Here is a 24,039-nt window from a genome sequence, read left to right as displayed (position 1 = left end):
CTGACAAAATAATGAATGCATTCAAGATTTAATTATATCATAAAAATATAACCTAATATTAAAATATAGGGATAAATTCATAAAAATTACCTGTAAAACTTGTAGAAAAAAAGAAAATATTGCCTCTATATGTCTATACTAGTTATATTTTTTGACATATTAATCTCTACTTTAAATCTTCGTATAATATAAGAAAGGCTTTAAAATTAATTTTTATATCTCTAACTTTTACTATATAGCGTTACTATTTTTTCTAGTATAATAGAATTTTCAAGGAGCTATATGATTTTAGGAAAGAATGTTAGATCTTATATATTTCTCACTTAGTCATCAAAGTAGTTGGATGAAAATGGATAAACAATTCACCTATTTGAATTGAAGGAATAAAATGTTACTGAGATAATTTTATTAATGGAGGAATTCCTGTGGGATATTATATTAGAGTAGAATCAGAGGTAAGAATTTACGTAGAAGATATTAACCCAATTGGGAAAAAGGTAATCCTTTTTATACATGGTTGGCCTGCAAATCATAAGTTGTTTGAATATCAGTTTAATAAACTTCCAGAGATGGGATATAGATGTATTGGAATTGATATTAGAGGCTTTGGTAATTCAGATAAACCATGGGAAGGCTATGACTACAATCGATTAGCTGACGATGTTCTATGTGTAATTGAAACACTTGAGTTACAAGATATTATACTTGCTGGTCATTCTGTAGGAGGAGCAATTGCTATTAGATATATGGCTCGTCATAAGGGGCATGGGGTGTCTAAACTTGCTTTGTTTGCTGCGGCAGCTCCAAGCTTTACTAGACGTCCGAATTTTCCTTATGGATTACCAAAGGAAGATGTAACTAAACTAATTGAGGAAACATATAATGACCGTCCTAAAATGTTACAGGGATTTGGAGATATGTTTTTCTTTAAGTATATAACTGGACCTTTCTCAGATTGGTTTTTCCAATTAGGATTACAGGCAGCAGGGTGGTCTACAGCTAAACTTGCAATTTCCCTTAGAGATGAGAGCTTATTTTCTGATCTCGGAAAAATACATGTTCCTACTTTAATTCTTCATGGTGTTCATGACAAAGTTTGTATGTTTTCATTGGCTATTGTACAAAAGGAAGAAATCAAAAATTCTAAGCTTGTCCCATTTGAAAACAGTGGTCATGGATTATTCTGGGAAGAACATGAAAAATTTAATAAGGAATTGATAAAATTTATTGAGAGATAATTTTTCTATAAAACTCTAAAGGCTTTAACTATAGGGTTTTAATAATGATTGTCATCTTCTATAGTTAGTTATCAATTTATTAAAGGTACGGTTCATTATTATTTTATGAAAATAATAATGAACCGTACCTTTAATAAAAAAACACCATGCCTAACGAAAGAAATTTGATGCTTTAATTAATATATAAATATAGAAACATTTTTAATTTGTAAAGATAGTTTTTACATAAAAAATATCTAATTAAATTTTTCATCTATTAATTTCAGAAATTTCTTTTCAGTCAGAATTTCATTTGTAACAAAGTCACCATTTATAAAAATACTAAATGTTGTCCAAACTGTAGGTGCATTTTGAGCTTCCTCTAGGGTATTAAATTTAATCAGTTTAAAAGAAATATTTCTTTCATCTGCAATATTTTTTAGTAGTAAAGCGTATTTTTCAGTATATGGACATTGATTTGTATAATATAAGGTTACGCCTTCTTTATCAGCTATTTTGCCATCTTTGGTACAATCCTTGAATGTAGGCAATTTACTGTTGTTATTAAAATTTAAGCATAACAATTCAAAATAAGGATGTGCTGTATCACAAGTCTCAAAGCCTTTATACTTCAAATACCTGGGGTCAGAAAGAAAGGGCATTTTTTTCTTTGATGCAACAATAATAATTCCATCTTTATTTTGTCTTTTTGTATCATCAATACATTCTTGCAATAACAGGTTTGATATGCCTTGTCCCTTATATTGTCCTGAGACCCAAAGACAATTGATAAACATATAATTTTCAGCATTTACAGGACTCCAAGCCTTTTCAGCAGGGATATATTCAATAAAAACCTTGCCTCTAACATCAGCTTTTTTAAAAATTAAGCCGTCACTAAAGCGTTCTTTCATCCATGTTTTTTTTGACGACACACAATTTTCACCTTTTTTATCTGAAATAACGCAGCAAATATGTTCCTCATCTATATTGCTTTCATTTACTGATATAATATTCATATTACTTCCACCTTTTTAAAGTTGGAAAAAGCTCTTTCATTGAAGTTCGAGCTTCATCTTCGTTTGCATAGGGATTTCCAGAAGAAACGTGAGGGATGCATGATTCAATCATTTCTTCCATTGTTTCCTCAGTGGTAAATGCACCTTCTTTATAGCAGTAAAGGCAATAATCCTCATTTTTACTTCCATCTGCATTTGTTCCAAAATCTTCACTCTTTATAAGAGGCATTGCACAGCTTTGACAAAAAATCATATTTTCCATATTAAAATCTCCTCTCAAAATTATTCTTTTATGAATTGATTATAACAATTTTAATATGACAGCAGTACGTCACATTTGGCAATCATTTGTATATTTCCATTATATTCTGAGCTCTTTTTTTTATAATCTCCCTAATAAAATCTGGTTCTAAAACCTCAACAAAACTTCCAAAGGAGAGAATATAACCAATAACCCATTCATCAAAAGGATAATCAATAGTAACAGTAAATGTATTACCATCATATTCAATTTGTTCTTCTTCAAAATCATCATATACCCTGTAGGCTATTTCTGAAGCAAATTTTAATTTTAAGGATACCATTTGATTTTGCTTTGAATTATGAGATTCTATTTGTAGATCATTTGGAACTTCGCTAGTGAAAGTTTCATTACATAATTGAATGCTCTTCATTCGTGATATGCGAAAGGTGCGAAAATCTTGTTTATTTCTGCAATAACCCTGAACATACCAAGAATGTGCTTTAAAAACAAGACGAAGTGGCTCAATATTACGATTTGTCTTTTCACCATAAGAACTCACATATTCAAAAGAAATAACTGTTTTTGTTAATATTGCTTCTTTTAAATATGTAAATTTTGTTTTTTCCTTTGTATGGCTTCCCCAATAAGAAAAATCAACTTCTATCCAATTTGTATTTGAAACATTTTTGAATAAGGCGCTTATTTTATTAAGAACACCATCAACATCAGGAAATTTTAAAGCATTAATACTTTGTAAAGCAAAAATAATATCTTTCTGCTCTTTCTCTGATAATAAGGATTTATCAATGGTATAATTTTTTAATAAACCAATTCCACCACCATTCCCTTTTAAAGAATATATTGGAATTCCTGCTAAACTTAAAGTATCGATATCTCGGTAGATTGTTCGTGTGGATACATGGAATCGTTCAGCCAATTCTTTTGCCGTTATATGTTCTCTATTTAGAAGTATCAAGACAATTTCTAATAACCTATCAATTTGCATATTCATCACCCAAAATCAGTATAGCATACAGATATGAAATTACATGTCATATTTGAAAAAGAAGTTAAATATAATGTAATGACTTTTGCTGTCTTAAAAAAGCATGTTACATTTTAATACTTTATTGTAGTTAGATATAGCATTATTAATCTTTACTATTATATAGTAGACTAATTCTAGTTAGTTTCTTTTAATAATATCAATTTTTTTGCAAGCAAATTTTATTATGAAACATAAATAATAAATAGGCTTTTTATAAGTAAAGCTTATAAAAATTTTATTTTTTGTTTAAATTCAAATATAATTAATTTCTATTGAAAAAAATAATTATATGATATAATAATCACAAATATGGCTAGGAGCATTAATTTTTAAGATAATATGTAAATTAGAACGAATCATAAAGGGTTAAAGAGAAGATTATATTTGGAAAAATACAAGCAATAGAGATAAAGGAGATTCTTATGGATATAAAAAATGTAAGTGAACTTGCCCTTACAGCCGGTGAAATATTATTGGGGAACGGTGCTGAAACCTATAGAATTGAAGAAACCGTTTCAAGAATTTGCGAATCTTATGGCTTTACAGCGGAATGTTTAGCAATGTCAAACGGAATTTTGTTATTAGTGGAGGGTTCCCAATTTGATAAGATTACTTCAATGAAAAAAGCTGGAAGAAAACGGGTGGATTTATACAAAATCGAATTGATTAATTCTTTTTCAAGACAACTTAAAGAAAATCCTTTATCCTATGATGAAGCCAAGAAAGCTCTTGATGAAATTAAAAAATCTCCCAATTTCACCTTACCTGTACGAACAATAGCTGCTTGTATGACAGGATTTATTTATACGCTTTTTTTTAATGGCTCTCTCATAGATGGTATTGCATCAATAATCATATGTCTCATTACATATATGACGCTTGAAAAAATTGCTGAATTTGGATTTTTTCAATTTTTAGAGTACTACTTAGCAGGTCTTATTATAGGCGGAACAAGCATTTTATCGCATATGTTAATTCCTTCTATTAACGCACATAATGTTATTACAGGTGGCATTATGATTTTACTTCCAGGAGTGGTATTAACAAATGGAATAAAAGACGTAATTTATGGAAATTTTTCATCTGGCATATCAAAATTTTGTGAAGCTTTGCTTGTTATTATAGCAGTTAGTATAGGGGTGGGAACTGCTCTGTTTATTGGAATGAAAGGGGCGTGATGAAATGCTAATAAAAATGACTATATTAGCATTTTTAGGAAGCGTATTTCCTGTAATATTGTTTAATATTGATAGAAAAAAAGCTCTATATGCAGGATTAGGTGGAGCTATTGGATGGGTAGTCTATAGCATTTTTCTCGAGAGAACAGGGAGTTCTGTAATCGGCTCTTTCTTTGGTGCCTTTATAGTTAATTTATATAGTGAATTAATGGCACGAATAATGAGAACACCCGCTTCTATGTTTTATGTTCCAGGAATTTTTCCTCTAGTTCCCGGTATGGCAGCATATAGCACAATAACATATCTTGTTGAAAAAAATTTTACTTCTGCCTTGGATAAAGGTATGTTAACACTAGGAATAGGCGGTGCTATCGGTTTTGGTATTATGTTATCTACTACTTTAGTTAAGTTCATTACAAAAGTCCGTTCTAAGAGAAGTAAAAAAAGACTTGATAAAGGGAATATATTTTAAGGGACGGTTCATATTAATTGCTAAAACTTAATATTAAAAAATATATACATTTTAATAATTAAAAAGGTTACCAAAAGTATTTTAAATATATACTTAGGTAACCTTAATTTATATCATAGGGACGGTTCATAATTATATTTTAAATGATACTGTTTTATTTAAGTCTGCAGGAAATACTTTTAACCACATAATAAAATGATAAATCGAATAGAAATCCAATAGTAATATTTAATGATGAATTATTAGGAAAAATTATGTTTTTAAAAAGCTAGTAACACTGGTGAGGGATTTATATTCCACAATGAGAAGAAATGATATTGAAATATGGTTAATCAAAGGAGTGGCAGATTGTTGGAATTAACCTTAGAGAATGAAGGCTATAAGGTAATAAAAGTAAAAAAATTAGCAATGCAATTATGAAGATGCTATGGGCATATTGATATAATACAAGGTTCATATTATCATTGCTGATTTTATTATTTTAAGTTTATAATATCAAGGTTTTCATTTGAACTTGCATTCTGTTAATTTTATTAAATTTATAGTTCACCAATGATGCCTAAAGATATTTAGAATAATTTGACCATAGAGCATACCTTTTTATCTATTTTTAATATAATTAGGTTATGCTTTTTTAGGAAGGAGATTATTAATTATGAATTGGCTTGAAATGATATTAATAGTGGTCATAAGTTTGATAACAATTCTCGGCTTAGTTTTAATATATTGTATTATATCTCCTATGCCAACAGTTTGGTATTTAAGGAAGTTATTTTCAGGTACTGAATATACCAAATTGGATAACTATGAGAAACTTAAAGAAGAAACAATGATTTATGAAGATATCGCTTATGAGTCTGATTTTCCTCATGGGAAACTTGATATTATTATGCCTAAACAAGTAACTAAAAAGCTTCCTGTGATTTTCTGGGTCCATGGAGGAGCCTATGTTGCTGGAGATAAAAAAGATATAATACCTTATGCTATTTCTCTTGCTAGCAGAGGATTTATCGTAGTTAATATTAACTACGCACTTGCACCAAAAGGAAGGTATCCAATACCGTTAAGACAGATTGGGGAAGTTTACTCCTATATTAAAAAGCATTTTGCTGAGTATCACATTGATCTGAATCGTACTTATTTTGCTGGAGATTCTGCTGGGGCTCAAATGGTATCTCAGTTTGTCAATATTCAAACCAATCCAAAATACTCTCAGCAAGTAAATTTAGAACCAGTTGTGAATGAAAATACTATTAAAGGTGTTTTATTATTTTGCGGACCCTTCGATTTAGCCAAATTAACTCAAATAAGTTCTCCTATATTAAGTTGGATATTTGATCGTGTTGGTTGGGCTTATTTAGGAAGTAGAAATTGGAAAAGTGAAGAAAGAACTAAAGAGGCATCCATCATAGATGAATTAACTTCTAATTATCCTCCAACCTTTATTACCGATGGTAATAAAGGATCCTTTGAATATCATGGAAAGATATTAGAAAAAGCATTAAAAGATGTAGGTGTTTATACAGAAAGTGTATTTTATCCTCAAGAATCTCAAGAGCTAGGTCATGAATACCAGTTTAATCTAGGAGATAAATATGGAGAAGAGACTTTGGAAAAAGTTATTGAATTTTTGAATAAGACCCATTAAACAACTTTAAAAATTAATATATTTTCGTATATATTAATTTTAAAAAAATATATATGGGTTAATTATTGTAATAGGAATTTTTATAAATAAATTTTGAATGTTTAGGAAATAAATAAAGTAAGGTTATCAATTTTTTAGTAAAGAATTTAAGGAGAAATTGATAGCTACTTTTTTATATTTTTATTTATTTATGTTTTATAAGAGAATTACATAAAAAGAAAGGAGTATTTATGAATATTCTTGTTACATTAAACTCTAATTATATTGAGCAATTGATTATTATGATTTATTCTATATTAAAATCTAATCCAAATGTGAACTTTAATGTATATATTGCCCATAAAGAATTAACAGAGGATGATTTTAGTTATATAGAAAGATATTTAGATAAGAAGAGATGTAAAATTATATCTGTAAAAGTTACTGATGAAGTGTTAAAAGATGCACCTGTTACTAAACGCTATCCAAGAGAAATGTACTTTAGAATATTTGCAGCGCAATTTCTTCCAAAGGATTTAGATAGAATTTTGTATCTAGATCCAGATTTAGTGGTTATTAATCCTCTTGACGAACTTTATTATATGGACTTTGAAGACAATTATTATATTGCTGCTTCTCATGTTCGTAAGACAATGCAAAAGTTAAATAGATTTCGCTTAGATATGGATGAGAATGCTTATTATATTAACTCAGGTGTAATGTTGATGAATTTAAAACTTCTTCGAGAAAAGCAAAACATAGACAGTGTTTTTGAATATATTGAAAAGAATAAGAATCTTCTATTACTTCCTGATCAAGACGTATTAAGTGCTTTATATGGAGGAAAAACTAAAGTAGTGGAGTCTCTTATTTATAATCTTAGTGATCGATATTTAAAAGTACATAATATGAACTTTAGAAATCTTGATAAAAGAATAGACCTAGATTGGGTACGAGAAAATAGTGTTATTATGCATTACTGTGGAAAAAATAAGCCTTGGAAGAATAACTACTTTGGAGAACTAGATATATTTTATAAAGAGTATGCTCAAATGGTTGCTGAAATTGGGGAAAATATTACTGAAGATATCACTGAAAGTATTTTGGAAAATAATACTGAAGATGCGGAAAAGAAAGGGTAATAGGAATTAGACTTAGCAAGGTAGAAAAAGATTAAATCTTAAAATCTTTAGAGAATTTATCAAAAATAAATAAAGTTAAGTATACAGCACAAAATTAAAGCTGATAAAATAAATAACATTCAAATTTAAATTTGGATGTTATTTTATTTTTTATTTAACATATTAGTATAATTCCATCTGTAATAGATATAGAAGAAGAAAATAAAAATGGGGTTATTTTGTAAAATTTACCAAGGACGATTCCTATATTTATAGTGGATTATTAATTGAAATAGATGGTACAATATAATATAAGCTTATTTATAAAAGGCGTATTGGCATATATGAAATATTAATGAGGAGATATATATGAAACATATAACTTTTGAAGATGTAAAAAAGAATAAAGAATTTCAAACCTATATCCAAAAAGGTGATGAATTACTTGGAGTCCTTGGATATACTGAACATTCTTTCGTTCATGCAGGAAAGGTTGCCTATACTGCAGATAGTATATTGCATAGCTTAGGGTATAGCGAAAGAGAAAGAGAACTTGGGAAAATAGCTGGATATACTCATGATATTGGTAACATGATAAATAGAATTGATCATGCTCAAACAGGTGCTATATTAGCTTTTAATATTTTAACTAGAATGGAAATGCCACCTGAAGAAATTGCTACCATAGTTTCTGCTATTGGAAATCATGATGAAGGTACAGGTCAACCTGTAAATACAGTATCTGCAGCATTAATATTAGCAGATAAAACTGATGTTAGAAGAAGCAGAGTGAGAAACAGAGATTTTGCTACTTTTGATATTCACGATCGTGTAAATTATGCAGTTGAGGAAGCAAAAGTTAAAATTAATTCTGAAAAAAGAATTGTTTTATTGGAAATGAAGATTGATATTACTATTTCTTCTTTAATGGAGTATTTTGAGATATTTCTAAATCGTATGATGATGTGTAGAAAGGCAGCAGACTTTTTAGGTGCTAAATTTGAATTAGTTATAAATGGTACAAAATTACTATAGATATCAAAATTTATTAAAACACAGAGATTTAATTTCATAATGTAAATATATAAATGCGTTAGTAGAAAGAATTAATATCTTGAACTAACGCATTTTTATTAATGTAAGTAAGATAAATGCATTAACTTTAGAATATGATAATACGTATTTATATTTAAGGTAAATAGATAATCAAAGTGGGTACTAAAAAATTTATATAATATCGTAATATATAAAGAGGAGGTGAAGTGATGGTCAGACTTCTCAATATTTTTAACAGAGAAAAGACATTAGAGGAACGAGTGAAAGATATACAAAAGGGTAACGAAGAGGATAAAAATAGTCTAATTGAAGAATATATTCCTTTTATAAAAAAAGTGCTTAGTAATGAATTAGGACAATATATTGAAATAGAAAATAATGACGCCTTTAGTGTAGGATTAATAGCATTTAATGAGGCTATCGAAAAGTACGATGAAAAAAGAGGTAATTTTTTAACCTTTGCTTCTATGGTAATAAAAAGTAGATTAATAGATCATCGCCGAAGTGAGGCGAGAAAACCAAAGGAAGTTTGTATTAGTGAGTTAAAATGTGATGATGAGAGTTATGGTTATAATGAAAATATTATAGCAATAGATAGTTTTGAAAAGAGAGTTGAAATTAGGTTTGACATCGCTCTTCTAGTTAAGGATATGAAAGGATATGGGATTTCTTTAGATGAATTGATAAAGGAATCTCCAAAACATAAGGATACTAGAATTGTAGCTATCAGTATTGGAAAATACATATTTGAAAAGGATTATTTAAAAGAAAAATTTTTAAAAACTAAGAATTTACCAGTTAGTGATTTGATGAGAGAATTATGTGTATCTAAGAAAGTCATACAAAGGAGTAGAAAATTTATTATAGCAATAGTATTGATTTTGAACAGTAATTTAGATACATTAAAGGAATATATTTTCTATAGCGAAGGGTGTGAATTGAGTGATCTACAAAGGCACTATAATAGAGATTTATTATGATAGTATAGTTGTAATGGCTGAAGATTGTACTTTTAAAAGGATAAAGAAAAGTAACGGTTTAGAGGAAGGAATGGAGATATATTTTGAAGATAGAGACATTATTAAAAACTCAAACTTTACTATTAAAAATATTTCTAAGGGAGTAGCTGCTGCTTTAATTTTTGTAGTTACTTCTTTATATATTTTAGGGTTTTGGAATGAAAATTATAGATCAGTAGCTCTATTAGCTGTAGATATAAATCCAAGTGTTGAAATGGAAATTAATAAAAATTATCGTGTAATAAAAATTTCAGCACTTAATGAAGAAGCTTCAAAACTTCCTCTTGAAGATTTGAAGAATTATCCATTAGTAGACGCTTTAGAAGAGATTGTAGAAATGGTAGAAGCGGCAGGATATCTTAACAAAGATGAATCAAACCGTGTATTGGTAACGTCAGTAGAATTAAAGAGTAATAATGAAGGTGATAAAAACTTAGATAACCTTATAATGGAAGGAAAGAAAAAGATAGAGGAAGTCTCTAATGAGAGAGGGCAGCAGATTGAAGTTGTTGCAATAAAATCAGATAAGGAAACATTAAATAAAGCGAAAGAAGAAAACATTTCAGTGGGTAAGATGGAGATTTATAAAGAAATGGAAGATGAAAATAAAAATCAAGATAAGAATGAAAATGAGATAATGGAATTAAAAGATAAAAAATCAGAGGAATCTATAAAAGAAGTTGAAAAAAATGAAAAATTTAAAAAAAACAATAATGAGAATAAAGCTAATAAAAATAATCTTATAAAAGAAGAGAAGGAAAATAATAAGAATAAAAAAGGAAACGAAAATAGTAAGAATAAAAAAGATAAGGAAAACAATAAGAATAAAGAAAAAAATGAAAATAATAAGAATAAAAAAGGAAATGAAAACAGTAAGGATAAAAAAGATAAGGAAAATGGTAACGATAAAAAAGATAAGAAAGAAAAAAAATAGAAAACCAAAGAAAGCCTAGTTTGTAGGTTTTTTAATTGAAAAAATTTATAAATATTTCATGTGAGTTATCCCAAAAATTAAGTAATTATAATTTTATAATATAAAAAACAGGTAAGCGAATATGAACTTTACCTGTTTTTCTTTGAAAGTTTCTCATATATTATTTAATTTTAATCTTCACATTATATCTCCTAGAATTTAAAATTAAGAATGAAAGATAGGAATTATAGTTAAAACTTCATAGTTAAGGCCTTTGAAGTTTTTAGAACAAGTTCTATTTCTAGGGTTATTCTAAATTTTTATAGTATACATCTTAAAAGTTTAGAATTTCTTTAGAATTAATTTAGAAAAACTATAGATGCTTCATTTAAAATGAATAAGAGGAAAGCTTTTCTAATTTTGTATAAAGGAGAGGGTTAAAGTGAAAATTAAAAAGAAGACTGCTATGATTATAAGCTTTACTTTAGGTATTTTAATGTTTGCAACAACTGCTATGGCGGAAATATCATCTAAGAGTGGGTATGACCAAGCTAAAGATGCATTAAAGTATTCTGCAGAAAGTTTTACAAGTAAGCTTTCAAACTATACCATGGATATTTCTATGAATATAAAGGATAATGGAAAGGTTATTATCTCTGAGAATATAGTAAATAAATACGATGTAACTAAAAGTTCTTGTGAAAATTTTTATACAAGAATTAATGGAAGTAAAAAATCAGAAGAATATTTTTATAGAGATAAAGACATTATGGTTAGTACCAGTGAAAATCAAGACATTTATTTTGTAACTGAATATGAAGGTTCAGATGAAGGAAGGGTTTTAAGAAACCCATTTGAAGAGAAAAATGCAGGAGATATTGAAAAAATAGGGGATGCAATTGTAGGTAGCTTAAAAGATTATGTTGTAGTAGATGAAAAAACTGACGGAAGTAAAGAATTATCTGGTTCTATAAGTGAAGCGCAAATACCTGCATTGGTAAATGCAGTTACATCTTACATGATAAAAAGTACATCTTTCTTTAATATAGATACTCAAGAGGAAAAGGTTATGCCGATGATCACTAAAGATGTATATGTAAAAGAAGTTAAAGGTAATATGGTTGTAGATAAAGATGGATTAATACAAAATATTTTTGGTACAGGAGTACTTTCTGGTAAAGATGATAAAGGTAATGAACATACTTTAACCTTTGAATTACTTGGTAAAGTATCTAATATTAACTCTACTGCTGTAAATAAACCAGATCTTTCTGGAAAGAAAGTAGAAAAGTATATACAAAAGGATATGAATGTATTAAAAAATCCTGAAATGTATGTAGGTAAATACAAAAATGATATTGTTATAGAAAAAGATGGTAAGTTTCAAAAAATTGGAGAAAGAATTATAAATATTACACATTCTGACCATAAATCTATTGGTGGAACATATCATGAAGAGTATGGAGAAGGATATAAGGACTACGCAGGAAAGAAATCAGATATCAGTTTTGATGCTAAATATAGAGAAGAAGGCTATTGTGATGCAGAATTTGATATTGAAGGATCTTCAGATAAAGGTTATATAAATCTTAATATAGGAGAAGCTAAATTTCACTTTGGAATGCCAGTAGGTGACAGAGATTGGTATAATGGTGAGTTTACCAGAGTATTTGAATAGCAAATAATTGATAATTTATAGTTTATATTTAAGTTTAGGTGTAAAAATTGAGAGTTGAGAGTTATGAATGAAATTTTAGATATCTAAGATTTATGAAAACATATTTGTAGCTTTGCACAGTAAAATTATTTCAATAATTCTCTACTCTCCATTCTTATTTTAGCTAAAAAATTGCTGGGTAATTTTTAAAGGAGGGTTACAATTGGAGAAGGTTATTGAGATAAATAATTTAAGTAAAGTTTATAAGAATGGTAGAGGTATAACTGATATCAACCTTGAAATAAATAGAGGTGATATTTTTGGCTTTTTAGGACCTAATGGAGCTGGGAAAACTACCGCTATGAAAGTTATGACAGGGCTTATAAAACCAGATAGTGGTGATGTTAAGATTCTAGGATATAGTGTACTAGAACAATTCGAAAAAGCTATGGCAAAGGTAGGATGTATCATTGAAACAGCGGAGTCCTATCAATATTTAACTGCTTATGAAAATCTTAAGCAGTTTTCGAGATATTATAAAAATGTTGATGATAAGAGAATTGAAGAGGTTTTAGAACTTACAGGAATACAAAGATTCAAAAATGAAAAAACAAGAAGATTTTCTCTTGGAATGAAGCAGAGACTTGGAATTGCAGCGGCGATTATATCTAGACCGGAAGTGGTTATTTTGGACGAGCCTTTGAATGGATTAGATGTCGAAGGGATGATTGATATGAGAAATCTTATAAAAAAACTTTCAGAAGAAGAAAAGACAACATTCTTTATATCAAGCCATCTTATTCATGATGTTGAACTTACCTGTACTAAGATAGGAGTACTTTATAATGGAAAAATGCTTAATGTGGATACAACTAAAAATATATTAAATAATTATGCTTCATTAGAAAACTACTTTATAAGCGAGGTGGAGCGAAATGGTAGAATTTAAGGTTGCTGTAATTAATGAGTTTGAAAAGCTATACAAAAAGAAAAAGATTTTAGTTGCAGCAATAATATCATTAATTTTCATCGTAATAGGACAACTTACTATTACCGGATTGAGAAGTGGATTTGGATTAAGAGGTACTTCTAGCATGGAGTTTCCAATATTAGTACTTTCTATAGTAGTCAATACCATATTACCACTTTTTACTGCTCTTGTTACTATAGATAGTTTTTCAGGAGAATTTTCTCAAAACACTATGAAAATTGCACTTACAAGACCAATTACAAGATTAAAGTTTTTCACTGCTAAAATAGTGGCTATAATGTTCTTTGTATTAGTTAATCTTTTGTTTGTAATGATATTTTCAACTATTGTAGGGGTAATTTTTAATTCAAGTTCTTTTACTTTACAAGGAATAATTAGAATACTTATATCTTATATAGTTACTGTACTACCTATGGCAGTTTTAGTACTATTAATTGTAGTCTTTACCAACATAATAGGAAATGGAACAGGGGTGTTTTTTTTATCAGTGTTTGTTTTTATTGTTTTTAAAATAATGGAGGTTGTATTTTCACAATACTCAGGACTATTTTTCACATCAATGTTTAAATGGTATAATTTATGGATAATGAACAGTTTTCCATTTCTAAAGATTTTCCGTCAGCTTATGATGATGAGCAGTTATGGAATATTACTTTTTACATTGGGATATTATTTATTTGATAAAAAAGATTTTTAAGGTGAAAGAATGGATATAAAGAAGCGGCTAATAATATCTAATACCATAACAGCTATAGCTCCACTTATCATAACGATTATAATTATGTTTAGTTTCTTATTTATTTCTTCAAGAATTTTTAATAAGAAACTTGATTATGATGGATTTAAAGATGGAATGGTTGTAAGGACAAAATTGGTCAATATTAGAAATGATATATTAAAGCATAACATAAAAGATATTGAAAAAACTAAACTTCAAGATGATTTATCACAGAGGCTTTCAGATTTAGGCGGTAAATTTATAATTGTTGAGGGACATAAAATTATAGCTAGCCCCAAGGATATTAGCAAAATAGATATAGAAAAGACTATGGAGGTATTAGAAGAAAATATCATAGACAAAAGAATTGTAATCAATGATATTTGTTATATGGTCGAAGCTATAGAGTTGGACTTAGAAGGAGAAATTACTGAAAACATAATATTATTAGCACCTATAGAAGAAAGAAATATATTTAATGAACTTATAATTATTGCTATTGTGGTTTATATAGTATCTTTTATAGTAATTAACATAATTATGTCTTATCTTTTTTCAGAGCGAATAATAAAGCCTATCAAGTTTTTAAAAGAAGCTACATCTGAAATTAGTAAGGGAAATTTAAATTATGAAATTATTGAAGATGGAGATGAGGAGATAAGAGAATTATGTCATGGCTTTGAATCTATGAGGGTGCAACTTAAAGATTCTATAGTTATGAGAATGAAATATGATGATAATCGTAAAGTACTTATATCTAGTATTTCTCATGATTTAAAAACACCAATAACATCAATAAAAGGCTATGTAGAGGGAATATTAGATGGAGTTGCTAACACACCTGAAAAAAGAGAAAAATACTTAAAAACCATCTATTCAAAGGCGGAACATATTGATCATATGATTGATGACTTGCTTTTATATTCAAAGTTAGATTTAAAACAACTTCCATTTAATTTTGAAAAAATAGATATTGTTGAGTATTTAAGTTTTTGTATATATGAAAGTGAACCTGAACTTATAAAAAATAATATAAAAATAAGTTTAAATAATGACCTAAAGACTTCCCAGTATGTTATGATGGACAGGGAAAGAATGAAAAGGGTTATTTTAAATATTATAGAGAATTCTCGTAAATATATGGATAAAGAGCAGGGAGAAATAAATTTAAATCTACGAGAAACAAATTCAAGTATTATAATAGAGATAAGAGATAATGGTGCTGGGATCGATAATAATGATATAAATAAAATATTTTATAGATTTTATAGAGCAGATTCTGCAAGAAGTGAAGCAAAAGGAAGTGGATTAGGTCTTGCTATTGCAAAACAAATTGTAGAAGGACATAAAGGTAGGATATGGGCAATTAGTCATGGTAATGAAGGTACAAGCATTATGATATCTCTAGGAAAAATAATATAACATAGCAAGATTAATATTTGGAGGGTTTCAAGTATATGAAAAAAATATTAATAGTAGAAGATGATTTAAGTATTGCTGAACTTCAAAAAGATTATTTAGAGATATCAGGTTTTGAAGTGAATATTTGTACTGATGGAGTAAGTGGTTTAAATACAATAAAAGAAAATAAATACGATTTAATAATCTTAGATGTTATGCTTCCTAAAATTGATGGTTTTGATATATTAAGAATTATTCAAGAAAACAAGGATATACCTGTTTTAATGGTTTCTGCTAAAAAAGAAGAAATTGATAAAATAAAGGGGTTAACTCTTGGAGCAGATGATTATATAACGAAACCTTTTAGTCCAGGTGAGTTAGTTGCTAGGGTTAAATCTCATCTTCAAAATTACGAGAGAATGAGAAATAAATTTAGCAATAAGATAAATAATAATAGTATTATAATAAGAGGTCTTGAAATACTTAAAGATTCGAGACAGGTATTTATAAATGGAAAAGAAGTTAATCTAGCTCAAAAGGAATTTGAATTATTATTGTATATGGCTGAAAATCCTAACAGGGTATTTGGAAAAGATGAACTCTTCGAAAGAATTTGGGGTCTTGATTCTCTTGGAGACAATGCTACGGTTACAGTACATATTAGAAAAATACGAGAAAAAATCGAATCAAATCCGTCAGAACCACAATATATTGAAACGTTGTGGGGAGTTGGATATAGGGTTAGGGTATAAACATTATAAAAAAATGAGTTCATTTAACTCGTTTTTCTAATTCACAATTTACATTCAACAATTGAGAATTGACGATTGACAATGGACAATTGTGGATATTTCTCAGTTATCACTGAGAAATTTATAATTGACCCTGTAGCGGTGAACAGTGTTCGCCGCATATTTATTGTATTAGTATTCAATTATAGTATCGACTCAAAAAAATGGTGAATACTGTTCACCCCTACAACAACTAGCAATTCCATTACTAGTCAAAAAAATAATTTATTTAATTGTCAATTGTCAACTGTCAATTCTCCATTATCTAAGGTTATTCACATATTTGACTTTTTATAATTTTCTATAGAATAAAAAAGTTGTTACTTAAATTTTTAAATAACAACTTTTTTATTAGTTACTTTAATAAACTATATATTTTTTATTTCTTCTAATAAGCTTATAGCTGCTTTTTTAGGTCCGTCTTTTTCCATACCAGTTATACCTAATCTAGTTCTTAATTGTCCTATTTTAACTCCTGATTGGTAGAATTTATTGAAATATTCTACTAATAACTTTTCTGTGTCTTCCATCTTTTGTGCTGGCCCAAATGGATTTGCAAAGTAGGTTTTTACTAATCCTTTTTCTGTAGTAGTTCCTTTAGCCATTCTTGCTCCATCTCTAAAGGTATCTAAAGCTTCATTTATATCTTTAAAAAATTCTAGATTTTCTCCTTCTGATTCATAGTTATTAGCATATAAGAACAAATCTATTGGATATTCTGTAGTAATTTCTTTATAGCTTGCTACAGGTATAACTAACCTAGCATTTACCTTATCTGGATTCATAAAAATACTTCTATCTATTTGTTTAAAAGCATATCCAGTATCTAAATCATCTAATCTTACAAAAGCTCCTATTTCCGTTCCTGATCCTACTGGTTTTTCATCGTTGTTTAATTTAACTACACCCATGTCATCAAATATTATAGTCATATCACTTATATAATCTTCACTCAATTCTCTAAAGGCCTCTAAGCTTTCAGATTTTCCTGCACCGCTATCTCCCATTATTATTACATTAGCAGTTTTATTATTTTTAGTTACTATATTAACCATAGCACCATGTATTGGTAAACATCCTCTTTTTATCATTATTAAATTATGAAGAGTCAATGTCATTTTTTTCATATAACCAAAGTAATCTATGGCTTCATTATAGTTTATATATCCTAACATAATATCATTTTTTTTGTCATCATAGAAAACTGTTTGTATTTCTTCATTGTCATCTCTAGCTCCAAAGACATATACTATATCTGGTTTTTTATCTCTACATTCTTCTTCTGTAGCTATTTCAAACAAGTTGCATAAAGTTACTCCATGAGCCATAAAATCTCTATGGAAGTATATATAAGCTAAAAGTGTTCCCACCTTTGCAGGATAGCAAAACCAGTGGTCTAAATTTATTCTGCAATTTTGTAATGGATTTTCAAAAGTTTCTTCAAACATACCATCTCTTGTATTCTTTTTAGGATAAGTTATAAAAGGTGGATCTAATAATATAGATTCTATAAATGGGATATCTTTTAGAATTTCGTAACTATTTGGCATATTCCAATTAGAATTATTTAATATTAAACCTGCATTACCTCCAGCAGGTAATTGTCTATATATTCTTGGTTTTTCACCTAAAACATTTTCTTCAATTTTTCTATAAGTCTTTAATATAAGATTAGAAAAATTATTATTTGCATCTATAAAACTAACATTTTGAAGTCCATCTCCGATTTTACTATTTTGAACTATAGTATATCTTTCAAGTTTTCTCCAAAAATTATATAAATCTTCTATTAATAAAATAAACCTATCTTTGTTTTCTAACAGCTTTTCATATTTATCTTCCATCTTTTTTACTTCTTCTGCATTTAAAACCATAAGCAATTTAAATACATTAGTAATATCTTCTAACAATATATCATTATCATCTACGTTCATAGTACTGTCTATATACTTATATACATTAGTTTCTTTTCTTTTTATTTTTTCCATATAGGCTGATAAAATTCTTCTAAAGCCGTAACTACTAAACAATGCTTCAGCAGTGTCACAATATTTTGCTGTAAAATTTATCATAACTTTTCCTGTGCTTAGAGAAAATTCTTTTTTCATTCTGCTACCTCCAAATGTGCAATATAAATTTGATGTTTCTTGCAATTTAACTAACTGAATATCATTATAACATATAAAATTGAAATTTGTATAGTGTCTATCATTCATTTTATGAAAAATTATATAAAATGTTAAATTATTTCTTGCTATGTATATTTCCATATAGATGCTATCTTTATATATACCTTTTTTATATTTTTGTTAATCATAATCTCTATAAGTAACTTTAAATAAATTTTAAAGTCTATACTAATTTCTAAGTAAAATCATAATCTATTATTACGATAAAAGGCATAGCTATATCATATATAAATAATATTTTAATAATTAATTATATTTCCTAGGCTATATTTTTATTAAAGATACTTCTTTAAGTTCTATAATGAGCTCAAACACTATAGTGTGAGGTGTTTTTGTTTATTTAGCAATTTTATAAAAGAATTTTCATTTGATTTATATAAAGTAGAAGTGAAGATAAGTGAGACAGGATTTAGATAAATTCGGAGGTAGGTATTTTAATTGCCTATGCATTGGTTGCTAAAAATGAAGATTTGGGGGCATTATATTGTTATTATAAGAGAGGTAATAATAAGATAAACCCTATAAAATAGAACTAAAAACTCTATTCTATAGGATTTTTTAGTTGAAAATGAAAGAATTTTAAAAAATGAAGCTATATTTTTAATAAATTTTAAGAAAACATAAAGAATTTAGATATGCCTACATTGATAGGTTAATTAGACTTGTCAAAGTATAAATGTAAATCAGTAACCTTGTCGATTTCAAAAGTTAACTCGTCTATAGTTTTAGCATTATCATCCTTAAGCCATCTAATTACAATTGAAATGAAAGCACCAGAAAAAAATTCTGATAAAAAGTCTGCACTAACAATAAATTTATTTCCGTTTTTTTCGCAAGCATTTAACATCAATAAATACTGTGGTACAGTGAGCTCATGCAATGTACCTAACATTAATCTAGCATCTTGTGATGAAAGAAGACCTTTGAAAAAATTTCTATTTTTATTGATATAAGATAGGATTACATGTATAGCTTCACCTTTACTAAAGTCGGATATTAACTGCTCTGAAGCTATTATTTCTTTTTTCATATAATATATGCTAAAGCTTAAAAGATGATATTTATCTTCAAAATGATTATAAAAAGTTGCTCTACTTACCATGGCTTTATTGCAAAGATCATTTACAGTAATTTTATCTAATTCTTTTTCTTCCACTAAAGTAATTAGAGCTTTATGTAATCTAAGGTGGGATTTGGTTATTTTTACATTACTAAGTTTATCAAAATAATTGTACATTTTTCACCTCCTTGTAAAATTTTTTACAGATTTAAAATTCTGTATATTGAACAGAATAATTAAGTATAATACTATTAAAAATATCAAAAATGTTAAATTTATTTAACAATTATATATAGTATATTAAAATCTGGATTTTTTATCAATAAAACTATTTTTACCGGTAGAAAACTATTTTTAAGCTGCAAAAGAAAGGAGCGTTTCCAATGAATTACACAAAAGATTTAAATAAAATCTATGAAGACTTTAATACTAATCCGGAAAGAGGATTAGATGATAATCAAATAAAAATTGCTAAAGAAAAATATGGATATAATAAATTTACAGAAAAAAAACCTATGAGTTTTGCAACAAGAGTTATTTTGCATTTAAAGGATTTTATGATAATAATGCTAATTTTTGCATCAGCACTATCATTTTTCTTAGCTTCAAAGGGTGATGGTAGCTATGTAGAAGGTGCTTTAATTTTAATAATAGTATTAATCAACGCTCTATTAGGTGCTGTACAAGAAAAAAATGCTGAAGCAGCGCTTGATTCTCTAAAGGATATAAATGCTCACTATTCCAAAGTTATTAGAAATGGCAATATAATTGAAATAAAATCAGAACTTATAGTTCCAGGTGATATTGTCGTCCTTGAAGCTGGTGATTCCATATCAGCTGATGGCCGAATTATTGAAAGTACTAACTTAAAAGTTGAAGAATCACCTTTAACTGGAGAAAGTATACCAGTAGAAAAAAGTGCTACTGCTATAGTAAAAGAAAATGCTCCTATTGGAGATAGATTTAACATGGTCTATTCAGGTTGCATTGTTACCTATGGAAGAGGTAAAGTTGTTGTTACTGAAACAGGTATGGATACTGAAATGGGTAAAGTAGCATCTCTTTTAAATAATGAAAAAACTAAAAACACTCCCTTACAAGAAAAATTTTTACGTTTAGGTAAAACCATTACTATTGGCGCAATTATCGCCTGCACTATCTTGTTTTTTATTGGGTTATATCACGGAGAAAGCCCATCAGAAATGTTTATTTCTGCTATTTCATTAGCTGTAGCAGCTATACCAGAGTCGCTAACAGGTGTTGTAACCGTATCCTTAGCCCTTGGTGTAACTAAAATGGTAGAAAAACATGCTATTATACGTAGATTGCCTGCAGTTGAGACTTTGGGAAGTGCATCAATAATTTGCTCTGATAAAACAGGAACATTAACTCAAAATAAAATGACAGTAAAAAGTGTATGGCATCATGGAAATGAAATTGTAAACACAACAAACTCTATAACTAAAGAAGCTTTAGATGTATTAAAGCTTGGCACATTATGCTGTAATGGAAAAGTAGATATAGTAAATGGGGAAGAAAAGCACATTGGTGATCCTACAGAAACTGCTATAATTGCAGCCTTTCAAAAAAATGGATCCCTTAAGGATGAATTAGATAATGAAATTCCAAGAATTCATGAGCTTCCTTTTGATTCTGAAAGAAAGTTAATGACAACAGTTCACGATATCCGAAATAGCAGTCTGAGTGATAAAGGTAATTATTGCGTAATAGTTAAAGGTGCCTTCGATGTACTAATTCCAAGATGTATAGAAGGAGATTTTGAGCATGCTAAAGCTGCAAATGATAAATTTGCCAGATCTGCATTAAGAGTAATTGCAATAGCTTACAAATTTTATACTGAGTTACCAAAGGAATTGACTAATGAGGTTTTAGAAAATAACTTATCTTTATTAGGTCTTATTGGAATGATTGATCCACCTAGAGAAGAGGCGAAAGCTTCCATAGAAAAGGCTAAAGAAGCTGGAATAAAAACTATTATGATAACAGGAGATCACATCTTAACTGCAAAGGCAATAGCCAAAGAACTTGGCATATTAGAGAATGATAATGAAGCAATAACTGGTGAAATGTTAAGCACTCTAAGTGATGATGAATTTTCAAAAGAAATTAGAAAATATTCAGTTTATGCTAGGGTAAGTCCTGAGGATAAAATAAGAATTGTAAAGGCATGGCAAAGTAATGGTGAAGTTGTTGTAATGACTGGTGATGGTGTTAATGATTCTCCAGCATTAAAAGCTGCTGACATAGGTTGTGCAATGGGCATAACAGGTACAGATGTAGCTAAAGATGCTTCAGATATGATTTTAACTGACGATAATTTTTCAACTATAATAGATGCAGTAGAAGAAGGAAGAAGTATTTATGATAATATTAGAAAAACCGTAGAATTCTTTTTAAGTTGTAACGTGGCTGAGGTGATTATAGTATTTGTTTCATTCTTATTGGGATGGGGCTCACCTATTTTAGCAATACAATTATTATTAATAAATGTAGTGGCTGATGCACTTCCTGCATTTGGTTTAAGCAAAGAAAAAGCTGATAATGATATAATGGCTAGAAAGCCTATAGACAGAAATAAAAGCATACTAGCAGATAAAGTTGGAATTAAAATAATTCTGCAGGCTATAATGTTTGCTATATTAACTCTATTTGCTTATTATATTGGAAACTTTGTAAAAATTTCAGATACAATATTACCATCAAAAGATGTTGGTATTACAATGTGCTTCTTAGTTATGGCTTTCTCATCAATAGTTCATGTATTTAACTGTAGAAGTAAATACTCACTATTTAAAATTAAATTCAGCTCTAATAAGGCAGTTTTAAAAGGAGTTGCAGGATCTATGGTAATTATGTTCATGATTTGCTTCATAACACCACTAGCAGATTTATTTAGTGTAGTTCCTTTAGCTTGGAATCACTGGATATTTGTAACAGTATTATCTATAGCTCCTTTAATAATAGTTGAAATAGCAAAATTCTTTGTGCATAGAGGTAAAACATATAAAGAGTACAATGCTATAAATTAATAGGAATAGCTTTAACTTTTAATAAGAGTATAAGGTGGTATATGTAAATTTTAGAAGATAATATAATATCTCTTTTTATGATAGTGATTCATATAATTAAATATAGAATATAAAGAAAGCTATGAAGTAGAGTTAAGATAACTAAACTTCATAGCTTTTGTATTTTATATTTTAAACATTGACAACTTTAACTTTAAATGATATATTTCTATAAATAAACTACAATATATTATTATATCATATAATAATATATTTGTCAATAGTTATTTAAAAATATTTTAAATTTAAAGGAGTGTATTTTATGGAAGTTAATAAAGCAAGCCTTACGGCTATTGTATCAGCATTTGGACGAGCATATCATTCGCTAAATGATGAGCCGAAAATATTTAATGATTACTTAGCTGGAAAAATGATTACAGATGAGGAGTTTAAAAATATTTCTAAAAACATGATAGAAGGAATTAAATTTTTTAATCCTAAAGAAGATTTATATCAAGATGAAAGATCTATACTAAAATGGGTTATACAGACACAAATATCACCGACACCTTTGGCGAGAAGTAGATACACAGAGGATATGTTAGAAAATGCTATTAAAATGGGTGTAAAGCAATATGTTATTCTTGGAGCAGGTTTTGATACTTTTGCATTTAGAAAACCTGAATTATTAAAGAAAATAAAAGTCTTTGAAATTGATCACCCTGCTACTCAACAACTAAAATTAAAAAGAATTAAAGATTTAGGTTGGGAAATAAGTCCTTCACTCAAATTTGTTCCTATAGATTTTTCAAAGGATGATCTTAACGAAGCATTACTGGATTTAGGATTTGATTCAAATGATCTTAGTTTTTTTAGTTGGTTAGGAGTCACATATTATTTAAGTAGAGAAGAAATAATTAATATGTTTAAAAGCATTTCTAGTATTACATGTAAAGGAAGTTCATTGGTATTTGATTATCCAGATAAGGATATTTTCAATAGCGAAAGAACCACAAGCCGTGTTCAAGCAATGGTTAAAATGGCTGAAGCAGCCGGTGAACCTATGAAAACAGGATATGAATATTCTGAGTTAGAAAGTGATTTAGATAAAGCAGGATTATTGATTTATGAGCATCTTACCCCGAGAGATATAGAAGAGAGATATTTTAAAGGACGAGATGATTATTATCATGCATTTGAAAACGTAAATTATACTTTAGCAGTTGTTGATAAAAAGTTATAACAATTAAATGGGGACGGTTCATAATTATATTCTAAAATTGAAGAGG

The 24,039-nt window shown here is 28.2% G+C and carries 20 protein-coding genes; 15 read left to right on the top strand and 5 right to left on the bottom strand.

Features of this window, described 5'->3' with window-relative positions; genetic code table 11:
• Positions 1-425 precede the first annotated feature (425 nt).
• Positions 426-1,238, top strand: coding sequence for an alpha/beta fold hydrolase (locus ACY1IQ_RS02525; RefSeq protein ID WP_461612478.1), 813 nt, complete (start codon positions 426-428; stop codon positions 1,236-1,238).
• Positions 1,239-1,474: 236 nt separating this feature from the next.
• On the opposite strand, the gene ACY1IQ_RS02520 is transcribed toward ACY1IQ_RS02525, so the two are convergent.
• The 3 genes from ACY1IQ_RS02520 to ACY1IQ_RS02510 form a co-directional block, all read right to left on the bottom strand.
• Positions 1,475-2,236, bottom strand: coding sequence for a YoaP domain-containing protein (locus tag ACY1IQ_RS02520; protein ID WP_461612477.1), 762 nt, complete (start codon positions 2,234-2,236; stop codon positions 1,475-1,477).
• Position 2,237: 1 nt separating this feature from the next.
• On the bottom strand, positions 2,238-2,498 hold the full coding sequence (locus ACY1IQ_RS02515; RefSeq protein WP_461612476.1) for a zinc ribbon domain-containing protein: 261 nt from the start codon (positions 2,496-2,498) through the stop codon (positions 2,238-2,240).
• Positions 2,499-2,580: 82 nt separating this feature from the next.
• Positions 2,581-3,486 carry a helix-turn-helix transcriptional regulator gene (locus ACY1IQ_RS02510; protein WP_461612475.1) on the bottom strand — a complete coding sequence of 302 codons (906 nt, stop codon included), beginning with the start codon at positions 3,484-3,486 and terminating at the stop codon, positions 2,581-2,583.
• 464 nt (positions 3,487-3,950) lie between these two features.
• On the opposite strand from ACY1IQ_RS02510, the gene ACY1IQ_RS02505 reads away from it, so the two are divergent.
• The 12 genes from ACY1IQ_RS02505 to ACY1IQ_RS02450 all read left to right on the top strand — a co-directional run bounded on the left by ACY1IQ_RS02505 (position 3,951) and on the right by ACY1IQ_RS02450 (position 16,433).
• Positions 3,951-4,706, top strand: a complete 756-nt coding sequence (locus tag ACY1IQ_RS02505; RefSeq protein WP_461612474.1) for a threonine/serine exporter family protein — start codon at positions 3,951-3,953, stop codon at positions 4,704-4,706.
• A gap of 4 nt (positions 4,707-4,710) precedes the next feature.
• Positions 4,711-5,178 (top strand): threonine/serine exporter family protein, encoded by a 468-nt coding sequence (locus tag ACY1IQ_RS02500; protein ID WP_461612473.1) that lies wholly within the window; start codon positions 4,711-4,713, stop codon positions 5,176-5,178.
• 655 nt (positions 5,179-5,833) lie between these two features.
• Positions 5,834-6,826 carry an alpha/beta hydrolase gene (locus tag ACY1IQ_RS02495; protein WP_461612472.1) on the top strand — a complete coding sequence of 331 codons (993 nt, stop codon included), beginning with the start codon at positions 5,834-5,836 and terminating at the stop codon, positions 6,824-6,826.
• A 230-nt stretch (positions 6,827-7,056) separates the two neighbouring features.
• Positions 7,057-7,947 carry a glycosyltransferase family 8 protein gene (locus ACY1IQ_RS02490; RefSeq protein WP_461612471.1) on the top strand — a complete coding sequence of 297 codons (891 nt, stop codon included), beginning with the start codon at positions 7,057-7,059 and terminating at the stop codon, positions 7,945-7,947.
• A gap of 348 nt (positions 7,948-8,295) precedes the next feature.
• The gene (locus ACY1IQ_RS02485; RefSeq protein ID WP_461612470.1) at positions 8,296-8,961 is read left to right on the top strand and encodes an HD domain-containing protein; all 666 of its coding nucleotides are present in this window, start codon (positions 8,296-8,298) and stop codon (positions 8,959-8,961) included.
• Positions 8,962-9,191: 230 nt separating this feature from the next.
• Entirely contained in the window at positions 9,192-9,962 is a 771-nt protein-coding gene (sigI, locus tag ACY1IQ_RS02480; protein WP_461612469.1) for an RNA polymerase sigma-I factor, read from the top strand.
• Positions 9,925-10,935, top strand: coding sequence for an anti-sigma factor domain-containing protein (locus ACY1IQ_RS02475; protein WP_461612468.1), 1,011 nt, complete (start codon positions 9,925-9,927; stop codon positions 10,933-10,935). Before sigI ends, ACY1IQ_RS02475 begins: the two co-directional genes overlap by 38 nt.
• A gap of 421 nt (positions 10,936-11,356) precedes the next feature.
• Complete coding sequence (locus tag ACY1IQ_RS02470; protein WP_461612467.1) at positions 11,357-12,592, top strand: hypothetical protein; 1,236 nt, start codon at positions 11,357-11,359, stop codon at positions 12,590-12,592.
• A 202-nt stretch (positions 12,593-12,794) separates the two neighbouring features.
• Positions 12,795-13,520 carry an ABC transporter ATP-binding protein gene (locus ACY1IQ_RS02465; RefSeq protein ID WP_461612466.1) on the top strand — a complete coding sequence of 242 codons (726 nt, stop codon included), beginning with the start codon at positions 12,795-12,797 and terminating at the stop codon, positions 13,518-13,520.
• Positions 13,507-14,259 (top strand): ABC transporter permease, encoded by a 753-nt coding sequence (locus ACY1IQ_RS02460; protein WP_461612465.1) that lies wholly within the window; start codon positions 13,507-13,509, stop codon positions 14,257-14,259. The genes ACY1IQ_RS02465 and ACY1IQ_RS02460 overlap by 14 nt, the downstream gene beginning before the upstream one ends.
• Before the next feature lie 9 nt (positions 14,260-14,268).
• Positions 14,269-15,702: a sensor histidine kinase gene (locus tag ACY1IQ_RS02455; RefSeq protein WP_461612464.1), complete on the top strand. Its 1,434-nt coding sequence runs from the start codon at positions 14,269-14,271 to the stop codon at positions 15,700-15,702.
• Between the two features lie 35 nt (positions 15,703-15,737).
• Positions 15,738-16,433: a response regulator transcription factor gene (locus ACY1IQ_RS02450; RefSeq protein WP_454054742.1), complete on the top strand. Its 696-nt coding sequence runs from the start codon at positions 15,738-15,740 to the stop codon at positions 16,431-16,433.
• A 407-nt stretch (positions 16,434-16,840) separates the two neighbouring features.
• Here ACY1IQ_RS02450 and ACY1IQ_RS02445 read toward each other — a convergent pair whose 3' ends face one another.
• On the bottom strand, positions 16,841-18,580 hold the full coding sequence (locus ACY1IQ_RS02445; protein WP_461612463.1) for a phosphoenolpyruvate carboxykinase (ATP): 1,740 nt from the start codon (positions 18,578-18,580) through the stop codon (positions 16,841-16,843).
• A gap of 733 nt (positions 18,581-19,313) precedes the next feature.
• On the bottom strand, positions 19,314-19,898 hold the full coding sequence (locus ACY1IQ_RS02440; protein ID WP_461612462.1) for a TetR/AcrR family transcriptional regulator: 585 nt from the start codon (positions 19,896-19,898) through the stop codon (positions 19,314-19,316).
• A gap of 206 nt (positions 19,899-20,104) precedes the next feature.
• Between ACY1IQ_RS02440 and ACY1IQ_RS02435 the strand changes: the two genes are divergently transcribed.
• Together ACY1IQ_RS02435 and ACY1IQ_RS02430 are read left to right on the top strand one after the other, a co-directional pair.
• Entirely contained in the window at positions 20,105-22,771 is a 2,667-nt protein-coding gene (locus ACY1IQ_RS02435; protein ID WP_461612461.1) for a cation-translocating P-type ATPase, read from the top strand.
• Positions 22,772-23,072: 301 nt separating this feature from the next.
• Complete coding sequence (locus ACY1IQ_RS02430) at positions 23,073-23,993, top strand: class I SAM-dependent methyltransferase (RefSeq protein WP_461612460.1); 921 nt, start codon at positions 23,073-23,075, stop codon at positions 23,991-23,993.
• The last annotated feature ends 46 nt before the right edge of the window (positions 23,994-24,039 follow it).

This window comes from Clostridium sp. Marseille-QA1073, from assembly GCF_054863625.1.
Note: the sequence above shows the minus strand (reverse complement) of the source record. Positions and strands in the feature narration are given on the sequence as shown.